The organism is Ralstonia sp. 24A2, from assembly GCF_051783885.1.
In the GTDB taxonomy this organism is placed as follows: domain Bacteria; phylum Pseudomonadota; class Gammaproteobacteria; order Burkholderiales; family Burkholderiaceae; genus Ralstonia.
In genome coordinates, this window is the sequence record NZ_JBPVZD010000001.1 from 59,530 (window position 1) to 74,706 (window position 15,177).

General features: G+C 63.6%; 13 protein-coding genes and 1 tRNA gene. 5 read left to right on the plus strand and 9 right to left on the minus strand.

Going from position 1 to position 15,177, the window contains the following annotated elements:
• The first annotated feature begins 66 nt into the window (after window positions 1-66).
• From ACS13N_RS00265 to ACS13N_RS00285, 5 genes are all read left to right on the plus strand, one after another.
• Window positions 67-1,032, plus strand: a complete 966-nt coding sequence (locus ACS13N_RS00265) for a M23 family metallopeptidase (protein ID WP_438929819.1) — start codon at window positions 67-69, stop codon at window positions 1,030-1,032.
• A 259-nt stretch (window positions 1,033-1,291) separates the two neighbouring features.
• The gene (secA, locus tag ACS13N_RS00270; RefSeq protein ID WP_438929820.1) at window positions 1,292-4,096 is read left to right on the plus strand and encodes a preprotein translocase subunit SecA; all 2,805 of its coding nucleotides are present in this window, start codon (window positions 1,292-1,294) and stop codon (window positions 4,094-4,096) included.
• Window positions 4,097-4,199: 103 nt separating this feature from the next.
• Window positions 4,200-5,429 (plus strand): bifunctional glutamate N-acetyltransferase/amino-acid acetyltransferase ArgJ, encoded by a 1,230-nt coding sequence (gene argJ / locus ACS13N_RS00275; RefSeq protein ID WP_438929821.1) that lies wholly within the window; start codon window positions 4,200-4,202, stop codon window positions 5,427-5,429.
• 16 nt (window positions 5,430-5,445) lie between these two features.
• Complete coding sequence (locus ACS13N_RS00280) at window positions 5,446-6,330, plus strand: ATP-binding protein (protein WP_438929822.1); 885 nt, start codon at window positions 5,446-5,448, stop codon at window positions 6,328-6,330.
• Entirely contained in the window at window positions 6,320-6,769 is a 450-nt protein-coding gene (locus ACS13N_RS00285; RefSeq protein WP_316881901.1) for an NUDIX domain-containing protein, read from the plus strand. The genes ACS13N_RS00280 and ACS13N_RS00285 overlap by 11 nt, the downstream gene beginning before the upstream one ends.
• Here ACS13N_RS00285 and yacG read toward each other — a convergent pair.
• The 9 genes from yacG to ispB form a co-directional block, all read right to left on the minus strand.
• Window positions 6,762-6,965: a DNA gyrase inhibitor YacG gene (gene yacG, locus ACS13N_RS00290; RefSeq protein ID WP_438929823.1), complete on the minus strand. Its 204-nt coding sequence runs from the start codon at window positions 6,963-6,965 to the stop codon at window positions 6,762-6,764. The genes ACS13N_RS00285 and yacG overlap by 8 nt on opposite strands.
• A gap of 8 nt (window positions 6,966-6,973) precedes the next feature.
• Window positions 6,974-7,732, minus strand: coding sequence for a cell division protein ZapD (zapD, locus tag ACS13N_RS00295; protein WP_438930579.1), 759 nt, complete (start codon window positions 7,730-7,732; stop codon window positions 6,974-6,976).
• Window positions 7,733-7,861: 129 nt separating this feature from the next.
• Window positions 7,862-8,476 (minus strand): dephospho-CoA kinase, encoded by a 615-nt coding sequence (gene coaE, locus ACS13N_RS00300; RefSeq protein WP_438929824.1) that lies wholly within the window; start codon window positions 8,474-8,476, stop codon window positions 7,862-7,864.
• 13 nt (window positions 8,477-8,489) lie between these two features.
• Window positions 8,490-9,371, minus strand: a complete 882-nt coding sequence (locus tag ACS13N_RS00305) for a prepilin peptidase (RefSeq protein ID WP_438929825.1) — start codon at window positions 9,369-9,371, stop codon at window positions 8,490-8,492.
• Window positions 9,371-10,648: a type II secretion system F family protein gene (locus tag ACS13N_RS00310; protein ID WP_438929826.1), complete on the minus strand. Its 1,278-nt coding sequence runs from the start codon at window positions 10,646-10,648 to the stop codon at window positions 9,371-9,373. Before ACS13N_RS00310 ends, ACS13N_RS00305 begins: the two co-directional genes overlap by 1 nt.
• A 44-nt stretch (window positions 10,649-10,692) precedes the next feature.
• Entirely contained in the window at window positions 10,693-12,420 is a 1,728-nt protein-coding gene (gene pilB / locus ACS13N_RS00315; protein ID WP_438929827.1) for a type IV-A pilus assembly ATPase PilB, read from the minus strand.
• A gap of 270 nt (window positions 12,421-12,690) precedes the next feature.
• Window positions 12,691-13,965 (minus strand): HlyC/CorC family transporter, encoded by a 1,275-nt coding sequence (locus ACS13N_RS00320; protein WP_438929828.1) that lies wholly within the window; start codon window positions 13,963-13,965, stop codon window positions 12,691-12,693.
• 159 nt (window positions 13,966-14,124) lie between these two features.
• A tRNA-Pro gene (locus ACS13N_RS00325) sits at window positions 14,125-14,201 on the minus strand.
• Between the two features lie 16 nt (window positions 14,202-14,217).
• A complete protein-coding gene (gene ispB, locus ACS13N_RS00330) occupies window positions 14,218-15,147 on the minus strand; it encodes an octaprenyl diphosphate synthase (RefSeq protein ID WP_438930580.1) in 930 nt (309 codons plus the stop codon).
• Window positions 15,148-15,177 lie beyond the last annotated feature (30 nt).

Below are 15,177 nucleotides of genomic sequence, written 5' to 3' on the forward strand. Positions count from 1 at the left end.
CGGCATTGTAGGGCGCTTCATCGCGCTTTCGTGCCAGTGGGCGGCTTTTTTGTCCGGAAACAAGCGATGCAGATCATCCTGATTCATCCGCGCAAGGCGGGCGCGACGCACCTGTCGCGACGCAATGTCTTCGCGGCCATTGGCGCGGCGCTGCTGGCTGTCGCGGCACTGTCGGGCGGGGCGATGTGGCTGGCGGTCAAGCAGGGCCTGGTGCCCGGCGCCACCCTGTCCGGTACCTCGGGTGCCGACACCAGCGTCACCCGCGAAAATCTCAACTTGATGGCCGCGCGCATCGGCGAAATGCAGGCGCAGATGGTGCGTCTGGATGCGCTGGGCGCTCGCGTATCGGGCTTGGCCGGCGTGCCGCCGCGTGAGTTCGACTTCAAGTCGCAGCCGGGACGTGGCGGGCCGGAGGGCACGTTCTCCCGGTCGATGTCGATGCCGGAGATCCAGTCCGAGCTCGACCGCCTGACGCGCTCGGCCGACCAGCGCAACGACTACCTCAGCGTGCTCGAGAGCACACTGATGGACCGCCAGATCCACGCCAAGATGATGCCGACGGTGCGCCCGGTGGCAGTCGGCTATGACTCGTCGGGTTTTGGTACGCGCATCGATCCATTCACGGGCCGGCGCACGCAGCATGACGGCGTGGACTTTGTCGCGCCCGTGGGCACGCCCATCGTAGCGGCAGCCGGTGGCGTGGTGGTGGCCAGCGAATACCGCAGCGACTACGGCAACATGGTCGACATCGACCACGGCAACGGCCTGAAGACGCGGTATGCCCACGCGTCCAAGGTGTTCGTGAAGATCGGCGACATCGTCAAGGCGGGTGAGCGCATCGCCCTGGTGGGCCGCACCGGCCGTGCCACCGGGTCGCACCTACACTTCGAGGTGCACGTCAACGATGTGCCGCAGAATCCCGTGGCCTTCCTGGAAAATGCCGGCCAGCCCAAGATGGCTGTCACCAAGGCGCCGGGGCAGCGGGTTGCGGCAGTCGACATCGGCAAGAGCATGGCGACCGCCGGCCACTGACTGCGCCGGGTTGCAATCGGGGCGCCCGTCCCCAGATCAGCGTGAGTGTGCGGTTGCCCGGCCGGCTTCCGGCTGGCTTCCATACTGTGCCGAAGTGCGGCGTTCCTGCCACATCCGGTCGGTCCGCTGCCATCAAACGGGGGTTTTGCACATGCTAAACTCCCGCCTTTGCGCCAACCCTATTCGGGCCGTTGCGCCGCCTGTGTTTCGCGGTCTTCTGCGAGGCATTCTCCGGGTGGCTCGCCGGCCCTAGCCATCGATGATCACGGGCCTTCTCAAGAAGATTTTCGGCAGCCGCAATGAGCGGCTGATCAAACAGTACCGCCGCAAGGTGGTGCAGATCAACGCGCTCGAGCCGAAGTTCGAGGCGCTCTCCGATACCGAGCTGCAGGCCAAGACCGAGGAGTTCCGCCAGCGCTTCGCCAAGGGCGAGACGCTGGACGCGCTGCTGCCCGAAGCGTTTGCCGTGTGCCGAGAGGCCAGCAAGCGCGTGATGAAGATGCGCCACTTCGATGTGCAGATGATCGGCGGCATGGTCCTGCATGATGGCAAGATCGCTGAAATGCGCACGGGTGAAGGCAAGACGCTGACGGCGACGCTGGCGGTGTACCTGAATGCCATCTCCGGCCAGGGCGTGCACGTCATTACGGTCAACGACTATCTCGCGCAGCGTGATGCGGAGTGGATGGGGCAGCTCTACAACTGGCTGGGCCTGTCGGTGGGGGTCAACCTGACCACCATGGACCACGACCAGAAGCAGGCCGCTTACGCGTCGGACATCACCTACGGCACCAACAACGAGTTCGGCTTCGACTACCTGCGCGACAACATGGTGTACGACGCCGGCCAACGCGTGCAGCGTCCGCTGAACTACGCCATCGTCGATGAGGTCGACTCGATCCTGATCGATGAAGCGCGCACGCCGCTGATCATCTCCGGCCAGGCCGAAGACCACACCGACCTGTACCGTCGCATGAACGGCATCCCGGCCCAGCTCACGCGCCAGATCGGCGAAGAGAAGGCTGACGGCACGGGCGTTGAGAAGCCGGGCGACTACTACGTCGACGAGAAATCGCACCAGGTCTACCTGACCGAATCGGGCCATGAAAAGGCTGAGCAGATCCTGTTGCAGGCTGGCCTGATCGGCGAAGGCGAATCGCTCTACGCGCCGCAGAACATCACGCTGATGCACCACCTGTACGCCGCCCTGCGCGCGCACAGCCTGTTCTTCCGCGACCAGCACTACGTGGTGCAGAACGGTGAAGTGGTGATCGTTGATGAATTCACCGGCCGCCTGATGACGGGCCGCCGCTGGTCTGACGGTCTGCACCAGGCTGTGGAAGCCAAGGAAGGCGTGCAGATCCAGCAGGAAAACCAGACGCTGGCGACCATCACGTTCCAGAACTACTTCCGTATGTACACCAAGCTGGCGGGCATGACCGGCACGGCGGATACGGAAGCGTACGAATTCCAGGAGATCTACGGCCTGGAAACCGTGGTGATCCCGACCAACCGCACGCCGCAGCGCAAGGACTTGCAGGATCAGATCTACAAGACCGGCAAGGAGCGCTACGACGCCGTCATCCGCGATATTCAAGATTGCTACGAGCGCGGCCAGCCGGTGCTGGTGGGCACCACGTCCATTGAAAATTCCGAGCTGCTGTCGAACCTGCTGAACCAGGTCAAGCTGCCGCACCAGGTGCTCAACGCCAAGCAGCACGAGCGCGAGGCCGCCATCATCGCGGAAGCGGGCCGCCCCAAGGCGATCACCATTGCGACCAACATGGCCGGTCGCGGTACCGACATCGTGCTGGGCGGTAACGTGGAGAAGCAATCCGGCTTTGTGATGGCCGATGCGTCGCTCTCCGACGCTGAAAAGGCCGCACGCGTGAAGACGCTGCAGGACGAATGGCAGTCGCTGCACGAGCAGGTGAAGGCGGCTGGCGGTCTGCATATCGTCGGTACCGAGCGCCATGAATCGCGCCGGATCGACAACCAGTTGCGCGGTCGCGCCGGCCGTCAGGGTGACCCGGGTTCGTCGCGCTTCTATCTGTCGCTGGACGACCAGCTGCTGCGCATCTTCGCGGGCGACCGCGTGCGCGCCATCATGGACCGCCTGAAGATGCCCGAAGGCGAGCCGATCGAAGCCGGCATTGTCACGCGCTCGATCGAATCGGCGCAGCGCAAGGTGGAAGGCCGCAACTTCGACATCCGTAAGCAACTGCTGCAGTACGACGACGTTGCCAACGACCAGCGCCGCGAAATCTACAAGCTGCGTAACGAGATCCTTGAAGCAGGCGATATTGGCGATGTCGTCAAGAACCTGCGCGAATCCGTGTTCACCGAACTGTTCCGCAGCTACGTGCCGGCGGAAACGATGGAAGAGCAGTGGGACGTCGCCGGGCTGGAGAAGGCACTGCGTGACGACTGGGGTGTTGACCAGCCGCTGGTGAAGACGCTGGAAGACGCCCAGTCCATCGAAGACGAAGAGCTGCTGAAGATGGTGATGGACGCCGCCGAGGCGGTGTACGAGGGCAAGGTGGCGCAGGTTGGCCGCGAGTCCTTCGCCGGCTTTGAGCGTTCGGTGATGCTGCAGAGCCTCGATACGCACTGGCGCGAGCACCTGGCTGCGCTGGACATGCTGCGCCAGGGTATCCACCTGCGCGGCTACGCGCAGAAGGATCCGAAGCAGGAGTACAAGCGCGAGTCGTTCGAACTGTTCGGCCGCCTGCTCGATACCATCCGAAACGAAGTCACGCGTATCGTCTTCACGGTGCGCATCCAGTCGCAGGAGCAACTGGAGCAGGCTTCGGAGCAGATCGAAGAAGACCTGTCGGCGCTGACCAACCTGCAGTACAAGCACGACGAGTTCAGCGAGCTGGCCGAAGTGGCCGCAGGCGATGCCGAGGTTCATGGCGCTGCACCGGGTATGGCGGCGCCCCGTTCGGCGGCATCCGCTGCGGCGGCGGCACTGGCGGGCGAAGTGCCCAAGGTTGGCCGCAACGATCCGTGCCCGTGCGGTTCGGGCAAGAAGTACAAGCAGTGCCACGGCAAGTTGGCCTGATGCTGCTCACACGCGCCGCCAATGCGGCGCCGCATTTTCCTGCCGTTTTCTGTTGATTCACGATGCCCGCAATGCGGGCATCCTCATTTGAAAGGTGTGCTCCATGGCTGTGAATCTCGTCGCGCCCGCCGCTGACTCCCTGTTGCCGATCGACGGCGTAGACCTTGGCTGGGCCGAGGCTGGTGTCCGCAAGGCCAATCGCAAGGACGTACTGCTGGTACGCATTGCCGAGGGTTCGAGCGTGGCCGGCGTGTTCACGCAGAACCGGTTCTGCGCCGCACCCGTACAGGTGTGCCGCGAGCATCTGGCGAGCGGCAAGGGCGCACGCGCCATCGTCGTGAATACGGGCAACGCCAACGCCGGTACCGGCGCCCCCGGCCTCGCGCATGCGCGCCAGACCTGTGACGCGGTGGCCAAGCTGCTGGGCGTGTCGGCGGAGCAGGTGCTGCCGTTCTCGACGGGCGTGATTCTGGAGCCGCTGCCGGTTGATCGCATCATCGCGGGTCTGCCGGCCGCGCAGGCCAACGCCAAACCGGATAACTGGCTGGCCGCCGCTGAAGCCATCATGACCACCGACACGGTGCCCAAGGCTGCGTCGGCCACGTGCACGCTGTCGGGCAAGACCGTGCGCATGTCGGGCATCAGCAAGGGCGCGGGCATGATCCGCCCGAACATGGCGACGATGCTCGGCTTCATCGCCACCGATGCCAACGTCGACGAAGCCGTGCTGCAGGGCCTGGTGCGCTACGCTGCTGATCACTCGTTCAACAGCGTGACGGTGGATGGCGATACGTCGACCAACGATTCGTTCGTTGTCATCGCTACGGGCCGTGCCGGCACGCCGCGCATCGATTCGGAATTGCACCCCGACTACGCCGCGCTGCGCGATGCGCTGACCGGCCTCGCACAAGAGCTCGCACAGAAGATCGTGCGCGACGGCGAGGGCGCCACCAAGTTCATGGCCGTCCGCGTTGAGGGCGGTCGCAACGTCGAGGAGTGCCGCCTGATCGCCTACGCGGTCGCGCACTCGCCGCTGGTCAAGACCGCGTTCTACGCATCGGACCCCAACCTAGGCCGTATCTTGGCCGCCGTTGGCTATGCCGGCGTGAACGATCTCGACGTGAACGGCGTCAACCTGTGGCTCGACGACGTGTGGGTTGCCCGTGACGGTGGCCGCAACCCCGAGTACCGCGAAGAAGATGGCCAGCGCGTGATGAAGCAGGCCGAAATCACCGTGCGCATCGCGCTCGGCCGCGGCGACGCCACCGCCACCGTGTGGACGTGCGACTTCTCGCACGACTACGTGTCGATCAACGCGGACTACCGCTCGTAATCCGGAGTTCGTCGACATGTCGTCTGATCTTTCCGCACGGCTCGACCGCTTCCTGGGGCGGCTCGAGCAGTGGCTGCCCCCTGAGCTGACCGAAGCTGACTGGAACGAGGCCGTTGCCTTCCGCTGGCGCAAGCGCCAGAGCCTGTTCGGCAACATTGGCTATCTCGCGCCGATTCGCCAACTGCCCCCGATTCACCTGAGCGATCTGCACAACATCGAGCGCCAGAAAGACGCCATCGTCGCCAACACGCGCCAGTTCGTGCGCAGGCTGCCGGCGAACAATGTGCTGCTGACGGGCGCGCGCGGCACCGGCAAGTCGTCGCTCATCAAGGCCTGCCTGAACGAATTCGTGAAAGAGGGCCTGCGCTTGGTCGAAGTCGACAAGGATGATCTGGCCGATCTGGGCGATATCGTCGAGCGGCTCTCCACGCGTCCCGAGCGCTTTGCGATCTTCTGCGATGACCTCTCGTTCGAAGAGGGCGAATCCGGCTACAAGGCGCTCAAGTCAGCGCTGGACGGCTCGGTGGCGGCACAGTCGGACAACGTGCTGATTTACGCGACGTCCAACCGGCGCCACCTGCTGCCCGAGTACATGAAGGACAACGAGACCTATCAGCACACGTCGGACGGGGAAATCCACCCCGGCGAAGTGGTGGAGGAGAAGATCTCGCTGTCGGAACGCTTCGGGCTGTGGCTGTCGTTCTACCCGCCCAAGCAGGACGAGTACCTGACCATCGTCGGCCACTGGCTCAAGCATTTTGGTTGCAGCGACGAGGACATCGCCGCTGCACGTGGCGATGCGCTGGTGTGGGCGCTGGAGCGGGGCTCGCGTTCGGGTCGTGTGGCGTGGCAATTCGCGCGCGACTGGGGCGGCAAGCATGGGCGGCAGCATGTCGACTGACAACCTGACGCAAGTGCCACCGACGCACACGCCCGACGGCCGCAAGATCACCGAAGTGGCCGTGGGCGTGCTCGTGCAGCCGGACGGCCAGTTTCTGCTGGCGCAGCGCCCCGAGGGCAAACCGTATGCGGGTTACTGGGAATTCCCCGGTGGCAAGCTGGAAGCGGGCGAATCCGTGGAGGCTGCGCTCACGCGTGAGCTCAAAGAAGAGCTGGATGTCACGCTGCGCGCCTGCGTGCCGTGGCACACCATCGAGCATGACTACCCGCACGCGTATGTGCGCCTGCACTTCTGCAAGGTAACGGCGTGGGATGGGACGTTGCGTGCGCTGGAAGGTCAGGATTTCGCTTGGCAGACGCTGCCGATCAGCGTCGATCCGGTGCTGCCGGCGACGCTGCCCGTCTTCGAATGGATGCGCGAGGAAGCGACGGCTAGTTGAGCTTGCCGCTTGTGTCACCGCCCGGCGCGTCGGGCAGGTCGTCGTCTTCTACTACGGGGATGGTGTACTGCTCGGCGGCCCAGGCGCCTAGGTCGATCTGTTTGCAGCGCTCGGAGCAGAAGGGGCGATAGCGGCTCTCCGGCACCCAAGGTACCGGCTTACCGCAGGTCGGGCATTTGACAGTCTTGGCAGTCATGGTGCGGCTCAGAAATTGCAGAGCTTCAGCTGGAACGGGATATCCGCGTCCACCGCCTTGGGTCGCAGGTCACCATCCTGCTGGGTGAAGCGCACCCAGAGCATGTACTTGTTGGCGCTGATCTCGGGAATGAACCCCAGCGCGGACTCGTCCAGGCGCACCTGCATGAGCTGGTACACGCGGCCCGACAGCATCTGCTGATAGCTACCGGCGTTAGCAATCACCTTGCCACTCTGACCAGACTCGCGCAGCAGGCGCAGCACGATCATCGTGGCATCGCGCAGCGGCACCAGAGGCTGTGCCCATTTAATAATGTCGGCGCGACGGCGCTCGGCCGGGTGATGCTGCCATGCAAAATACGCCGGCAGATCAAATTCACATGTACCACCGGGGATGATGGCGCGGCTGCGGATGCTCGTCAGCCACTCGTTGTCGGCGATGAGCTGGCCAGCCTTGCCGTGCGTGGCGGTGAGATTGCCCGAAGCGGTTTCCAGCTCGCTGATGACGGCGTCGAGCGCGTCTTGGTCGATCTGCGGGTTGGCGCGCAGCGCGGTGAGCGTCTGGCGCTGGCGATCGAGTTCTTTCAGGAGGTCGGATTTGAGGTCGGCGCGGCCGGCCACGTCGACAACCTCGAACAGCGTGGTCAGCGCCACATGATGCTGCAGCGGGTGTTCCTGCACGAGAAAGAAATCCAGCCGCTCGAACAGATCTTCGAGCCGCAGCAGCGTTCGAATGCGTTCGTTGAAGGGATATTCGTACAGGATCAAAACTTGGGTGCCCGATTTGGCTGGCACGAAGCCCAAATTGGCCTCGATCTGCCCGCATTCTATGCGAGACCCTCGCGCATCACAATGCAAAGGGCCACAAGGCCCCGTTCTGCCGCCTCTCAGATGGTTTCAACTCGTCCGCCAGGCTTGGTCCAGTCGGTCGATCTGCGGGAGGAGGTCGGCCAGCGTTCCGCTGTTGTCGATCACGTCGTCAGCGGCAGCCAGGCGGGCTTCACGCGAAGCCTGGCGGGCGATGATGGCTTCCACTTGTGCACGCGGCAAGCCATTGCGGGTGATCACACGGGCGATCTGGGTTTCGACAGGGCAGTCGACCACCAGAATGCGGTCGACCAGTGCGCGCCAGCTTTGATGCCCGGCCAGCGATTCCACCAGCAGCGGAACCACGTAGACGAGGTACGGATGCGCCCCGGATGCCTGCGCCGCGGTCCCGCGCGACAGGGCGATCTCGCGGATCAACGGGTGTGTGATCTGCTCCAGCCGCGCCTTGGCGGTTGCGTCGGAAAATGCGAGCGCGCGCATAGCGTCACGGTTCATGGCGCCGTCGGCACGCAGGATGCTGGTGCCGAAGGCTTCGACGAGCTTGGGGATGGCAGCGCCGCCCGGTGCGCTGATTTCGTGTGCGATGGCGTCGGTGTCGACGATGGCGGCGCCGCGCTCGGCCAGGCGGTCCGCCACGTAGCTCTTGCCGCTGCCAATGCCGCCGGTCAGGCCGATCACGCGCATGCTGATGGCGCCTTTACGGTGTGAGTAGCGGACCAAGCCCCGTCAGCATAACCAACTGCGGGCCGGCCAACAGGGCGATCACGCCGGCGCCGGCAATGAACGGCCCAAACGAGAAGGGGGTTTCGCTGCTGATGCCACGCGCCATGCGGAACAGCCCGAACACCAGTCCCACCACCGATGACAGCAGCACCAGCAGCGGCAGTGCCTGCCAGCCGAACCAGGCACCGAGTGCCGCCATCAGTTTGAAATCACCGTAGCCCATGCCCTCGCGGTCGCGCAGCAGCTTGTAGGCCCAGTAGATCGACCACAGGAAGAGGTAGCCCGCCATCGCGCCGATCACCGCGTCGTGCAGTCGCGCGAACATGCCAAACAGGTTCACTCCCAAGCCGACCCACAGCAGGGGTTGGGTGATGGCGTCGGGCAGCAACTGGGTGTCGGCGTCGATCATCGTGCCGGCGACCAGAAACCACAGCAGTACGGCCGAGGCCACCGCCACCCAGGTCGGCCCAAAGTGCCAGAAGCAGGCCGCAGTCAGCAGGCCGGTGACCAGTTCGACGGCGGGATAGCGCCAGGAGATCGGCGTCTTGCAGGCGCTGCAGCGTCCGCGCAGCGCCAGCCAGCTCACCACGGGGATGTTCTCAACGGCCTTGATCTGGTGGCCGCATGACGGGCACGCGGAGCGCGGGACAACCAGGTTGTAGGCGTCGGGATGGGGAAGTGGTTCTTCGCGCAGTTCGGCGATGTAGTTGGCCTCCTCGCGCTCGATCATGCGAGGCAGCCGGTGGATCACCACATTGAGGAAGCTGCCGACGAGCAGGCCAACCAGCCCGGCCGCTCCAATCACGAACCACGCCGGCAACTGCGCCAGCGTGGGAATGACAAACATCTCGGGCATCAAACCACCTGGCCCAACTTGAAGATCGGCAGGTACATCGCCACCACCATGCCACCGATCAGCACGCCCAGGATCACGATGATGAGCGGCTCGATCAGCGCAGAGATGTTCGCCACGGCGTCGTCGACCTCACGCTCGTAGAACTCGGCCACCTTCAGCAGCATGCTGTCTAGCGCACCGGATTCCTCACCGATCTGCGTCATCTGTAGAACCATGTTGTCGAACACGTGGGTGGCCTGCATGGCGTTGGTCAGGCTGGTACCGATGCGCACGGCCTGTTGAATCTCGATGGTGGCGTCGTGGTAGATCCAGTTGCCGGCGGCACCCGCCACAGATTCCATCGACTCTACCAGCGGCGTGCCGGCCGCAAACATGGTGGCCAGCGTGCGCGTCCAGCGGGCGATGGTCGCCTTGCGGATGATGCTGCCGAAGATCGGCATGCGCAGAATCCAGCGGTGCGTGGAGCGCTGCACATTTTCCGAGCGCTTGAACGCTCGCGTGAACAGCACGATGCCAATGATGGGTAGGAAGACGATGATGTACCACCATTCCACGAAGAAGTCGGAGATGCTCATCACCACCAGCGTCGGGGCCGGCAGGGTGGCACCGAAGCTCGCGAACACGCCCTTGAACGCCGGCACCACGAAAATCATCAGCACCACCGTCACCAGGAACGCCACTGTCAGCACCGAGATCGGGTAGATCATGGCCGACTTGATCTGCGCCTTCAGCGCGATCGACTTTTCCATGTACAGCGACAGGCGCTCGAGCAGGGCATCGAGAATACCGCCCTGTTCACCGGCGTCGATCAGGTTGCAGTACAGCGTGTCGAAGTACTGGGGGTGACGGCGGAACGCGGCCGCCATGCTGCTGCCCGACTCGATATCGACGCGGATTTCCGTCAGCAGCTGCGTGAAGTTCGGGTTGGCGTGGCCCTTCGCAATGATGTCGATGGATTGCAGCAGCGGCACACCGGCCTTTAGCATGGTCGAGAGCTGGCGCGTGAAGTACGCCACGTCCTTCGGCGTGATCTTCTTGCCGCGTGCAGCGCGGCGGCGCTTGGACTTGGTGATTGACAGGCCCTGCTTGCGCAGGACGGCATTCACCTCGGTGATGCTCTCGGCACGCATCTCGCCTTTGAAGATCTTGCCTTTGCGATCCTTGCCTTCCCACTCGAAGATGTACTGTGTGGGTGCCTTCGTCTTGGCGGTCTTGCGTGCCGGCGCGGTGGCCGCGCTCTTTGGGGCCGGTCGTGCGGCGGGTGCTCGTGTGGCCATGGTTGGTTCCTACCCCCCGGTATGGGAACGATTGATCGAGAAGGTTATTGGTTCGTCGTGGCCAGCACTTCCTCGAGGGAAGTCTGCCCCGCCTTGACTTTTCTCAGGCCCGATTCGCGCAGCGACAGCACGCCGTCCTTGCGCGCCTGTTCAGCGATCTGCAGCGCCGTGCCGTGCGTGAGAATGATTTCCTGGATCGCCTCGGTGATCGGCATCACCTGATAGATACCGACCCGACCCTTGTAGCCGCTGCCGTTGCAGGTCTCGCAGCCGACCGGATGGTATGGCTGCCACGAGCCATCGAGGTCGGCTTCTGTGAAGCCCGCGTCGAGCAGCGTTTCCTTGGGTAGTGGGCCCGGTTTCTTGCAGTCCTTGCACAGCCGGCGCGCCAGACGCTGTGCCGTGATCATCAGCACCGACGATGCGATGTTGAACGGCGCCACGCCCATGTTCATCAGGCGGGTCAGCGTCGTCGGCGCGTCGTTGGTGTGCAGCGTCGAGAACACCAAGTGACCGGTCTGCGCGGCCTTGATCGAGATGTCGGCCGTTTCCAGATCTCGGATTTCGCCCACCATGATGATGTCCGGATCCTGACGCAGGAACGACTTGAGCGCCGCGGCAAAGGTCAGCCCCGCCTTGTCGTTCACGTTGACTTGGTTGATCCCGGGCAACTGGATTTCCGCCGGGTCTTCGGCCGTGGAAATGTTGATGTCGCCCTGGTTCAGCTTGTTCAGGAACGTGTACAGCGATACCGTCTTGCCCGAGCCGGTCGGGCCTGTCACCAGCACCATCCCGTAGGGGCGCTTGATCACGTCGAGCAGCAGCTGCTTCTGCTCGGGCTCGTAGCCGAGCTGGTCGATGTCGAGCCGCTCGGTGGACGACTCCAGAATCCGGATCACGATCTTCTCGCCGAACAGCGTCGGCAGCGTCGACACTCGGAAGTCGATGGCGCGCTCGACCGTCTCTTTGTTTTCCTTGTCCTTTTTGTCTTTCGGGACGGTGATGAGCAGCTTCATGCGGCCGTCCTGCGGCACGCGCTTTTCCGAGATGTCCAGGCGCGAGAGCACCTTGATGCGGGTGGCGATCTTGTCGCGGATATCGAGCGGCGGCTGCGCGACCTGCGCCAGGATGCCATCGATGCGGAAACGCACGCGGTAAAACGTTTCAAAGGGCTCGAAGTGCAAGTCCGATGCGCCGCGCAGCAGGGCTTCGGTAAAGAGCTTCTGCAGGAAGCGCACCACGGGGGCGTCGTCGATGCCGTCCGTGGTGGTGCGGCGCGTTGCGGCGGCGGCACCCGGGTCGTACTCGATCTGCGTCGCTTCCTGTATGGGGAAGAGCGACTTGATCTCGGCCGGCGCCTCGTTCGCGAGGCTCAATTGGCGCACCAGCTTGTCGTGTTCGACGATGACCGTTTCGATTGCCACGTTCATCTTCTGACGCAGCTCTTCGATCGGCTTCGGGTCGCTCGGGTCAGACGTGGCCAAAATAAGGCGGTTGTCGCGGCGGCCCAGCGGCAGCAGGCGCAGCTGCGCAAAGTGCTTGTTGGCCGTGAGCACGGCCGGCACGGTGTCGAGCTTGTATTGCGCCAGGTCCAGCAGCGGCATCTGGTATTTGCCGGCCACGAACACGGCCAGATCGTGCGCACTCATGATCCCGCTACCCACCAGCTCGTCGATCAGCTGCGTGCGCTTTTCGCGCGCGCTCTGTTCCAACTGGGTGAGTAACGTCGGCGCGATCCGCCGGCTCTGTGCTAGAGCGAGTCCGAGTGTCATGAGTCCAGTCCGTCAGGCTGCAGCTGACCATTTCAGCGCACACTCGGCCCCACTGCCTTGAGTGTGTGCCCGCCCCCCAAGGCGAGTTGTTCTATGTTTGCAGCCGGTACCCCACCCATTCGTGGGGGGTGGTGCCCGGAACCGGGGCAGTTTGCCGACCGCCCCTGGATTTGTAAAGCGCACATCAGCGCGCAGCTTGCATTTGTGCCACATCGGCAGAAAACCGCCCGGGCTGAAGTTTTCGGCCCGATTTCTGTCGTGCGAGTGGCCTCAGATACGCTTGGGGGCCGTTGGCCGGTGCAGTCGCACGGTGCGGATCGACTGGCTGTCCATCTGCACGATATCCATCACGCACCCGGCAATCTTCACGCTGACCGTGGCCTCGGGAATCTCCTCTAGCACTTCCAGTACCAGCCCGTTGAGTGTCTTTGGGCCGTCGGTCGGCAGGGTCAGGCCCAGGCGCCGGTTCAGATCACGCAGCGACATGCCTGCATCAGCAAGATAGGCGCCCTCGGCATCCCAGGCCAGCTTGCCGGCGTTCGGCAGCGTGGTGGTGAACTCGCCGATCATCTCTTCGATGATGTCTTCCAGCGTCACCAGCCCCAGCATGTCGCCGTATTCGTTGACGATCAGGCCGATGCGGCGGCGGTTTTCCTGAAAATACTGTAGCTGCCGGAATACCGGCGTGCCGCTCGGCACGAAGTACGGCTGCACCAGCAGCGCGCGGAAATCGTCATGCGTGAGCTCGGTGTCACCCAACAGCGACAGCACTTTGCGCACATGCAGGATGCCGATCACTTGGTCGCTGTCCTGCTCGAACACCGGCAGCTTGTTGTGATAGCAGGTTTCAAGCTGCTGGATCACCTCGTCGATCGGGCGCGACAGGTCGAGTGATTCCACCCGCGCGCGCGGTGTCATCACGTCGTCCACGGTGATGGCGTCCAGGTCGAACAGGTTGAGCAGGATGCTGCGGTGCTTGTGCGGGATGAAGTTGCCCGACTCCAGCACCAGCGTGCGCAACTCCTCGGTGGACATGCGCTGCTCAGGCGCCTTGCGCGTGTTGATGCGCACCAGCCGCAGTACCCCCATGGCGAAGGCGTTGACCACGGCCACCAGCGGCATCGTGATCTTCAACAGCGGTGCAATGACAAAGCTTGCCGGAAACGCAATACGCTCCGGATACGTCGCCCCAACGATCTTGGGTGCGATCTCGCAGAAGATGATGATGAGGAAGGCGACCGCCGCCGTGGCGATTGACAGTGTCGTACCACTATTGCCGAAGTAGTGGATGGCAAGGGTGGTGATCAGCACCGGGACGGCGGTGTTGATCAGGCTGTTGCCGATCAGGATGAACGAGAGCAGCTTGTCGGTCTGGCCGAGCAATTGCTGGGTGTTGCGTGCGCCCGAGACGTTGGACTTGGCAAGATGGCGCAGGCGATGGCGGTTGAGCGCCATCATCGCGGTTTCGGAAATCGAGAAGAAGGCGGAGCAGCACAGCAGCAGCGCAACGGCGCCGATTTGTGCCCAGAGCGGCCAAGAGTCCAAGGTGGGAGGGGGTGAGCGGCGAGGCGCCCACTATAACAGAGGGGGTTTGCGGCAGATTTGCCAGCCTTGAGCCGGCTTGCCGCAGAAGCGCGAGGCTAAAAAACTGCGTGCCAAATGAAAAAGCCGAATCAACAGTACGTTGATTCGGCTTTCATAATCTGGTCGGGGTGAGAGGATTCGAACCTCCGGCCTCTACGTCCCGAACGTAGCGCTCTACCAGGCTAAGCTACACCCCGAAATCTCATTGTTGCGTCAGGACTGACGTTGCAGCGAGAAAGCACACAAGTCTATCAGCGTCTGACGGAAAAGGGAAGGGGGTAATGCATTTGCTGCGGTTTCTGCGGCTGCGGCTTCGCGTTCAGCGGCTTGGCGCGTGTATTCCAGCGCGCCCGAGGCTTGAATCGCAGCGAAGATCGCGTCGAAATGCTCAGTGCCGCCTTGCCCGATCGCCTGGCGCACCAGCGCGCGCTGTTCTTCCGAGCCGTTGCGTAGCAGATAGATAAGCGGCAACGTCGGCTTGCCTTCGCGCAGGTCATCGCCGGCGTTCTTGCCCATCTGGTCAGCGGTGGCCGTGTAGTCGAGCAGGTCGTCGACGATCTGGAATGCGGTACCGATGCGGCGGCCGTATTCAGCGGCGGCTTCTTCGGTGGCGGCATCGGCGCCCGAGAGCACCGCGCCAATCTGTGCGGCGGCCTCGAACAGCTTGGCGGTCTTGTAGCGGATCACCTGCAGGTAGCGCTCTTCCGTTACGTCCGGGTCGTGCATGTTCAGCAGTTGCAGGACCTCGCCCTCGGAGATGATGTTGGTGGCGTCGGCCAGGATTTGCATGATGCGCATGCTGTTGGCCTGCACCATCATCTGGAAGGCGCGCGAGTACAGGAAGTCGCCCACCAGCACGCTGGCGGCATTGCCAAACACGGCGTTGGCGGTCTTGCGGCCACGGCGCAGGTCGGACTCGTCGACTACGTCGTCGTGCAGCAGCGTGGCGGTGTGGATGAACTCGACCACAGCGGCCAGCTCGTGGTGATACTCGCCCTTGTAGCCCAGCGCATTGGCTACCAGCAGCAGGATCACCGGGCGCAGGCGCTTGCCGCCGGCGCTGATGATGTATTCGCCGATCTGGTTGATCAGCACCACCTCCGAGCCGAGGCGGCGGCGGATCACGGCATCGACGGCACGCATGTCTTCAGCGACAGGGGCGAGCAGGACGGA

Bases quoted from the DNA above. Each gene is read 5' to 3' on its own strand.
- ACS13N_RS00265 (WP_438929819.1), top strand. From the start codon at position 67: ATGCAGATCATCCTGATTCATCCGCGCAAGGCGGGCGCGACGCACCTG.
- secA (WP_438929820.1), top strand. From the start codon at position 1,292: ATGATCACGGGCCTTCTCAAGAAGATTTTCGGCAGCCGCAATGAGCGG.
- argJ (WP_438929821.1), top strand. From the start codon at position 4,200: ATGGCTGTGAATCTCGTCGCGCCCGCCGCTGACTCCCTGTTGCCGATC.
- ACS13N_RS00280 (WP_438929822.1), top strand. From the start codon at position 5,446: ATGTCGTCTGATCTTTCCGCACGGCTCGACCGCTTCCTGGGGCGGCTC.
- ACS13N_RS00285 (WP_316881901.1), top strand. From the start codon at position 6,320: ATGTCGACTGACAACCTGACGCAAGTGCCACCGACGCACACGCCCGAC.
- yacG (WP_438929823.1), bottom strand. From the start codon at position 6,965: ATGACTGCCAAGACTGTCAAATGCCCGACCTGCGGTAAGCCGGTACCT.
- coaE (WP_438929824.1), bottom strand. From the start codon at position 8,476: ATGCGCGTGATCGGCCTGACCGGCGGCATTGGCAGCGGCAAGAGCTAC.
- ACS13N_RS00305 (WP_438929825.1), bottom strand. From the start codon at position 9,371: ATGCCCGAGATGTTTGTCATTCCCACGCTGGCGCAGTTGCCGGCGTGG.
- ACS13N_RS00310 (WP_438929826.1), bottom strand. From the start codon at position 10,648: ATGGCCACACGAGCACCCGCCGCACGACCGGCCCCAAAGAGCGCGGCC.
- pilB (WP_438929827.1), bottom strand. From the start codon at position 12,420: ATGACACTCGGACTCGCTCTAGCACAGAGCCGGCGGATCGCGCCGACG.
- ispB (WP_438930580.1), bottom strand. From the start codon at position 15,147: ATGCGTGCCGTCGATGCCGTGATCCGCCGCCGCCTCGGCTCGGAGGTG.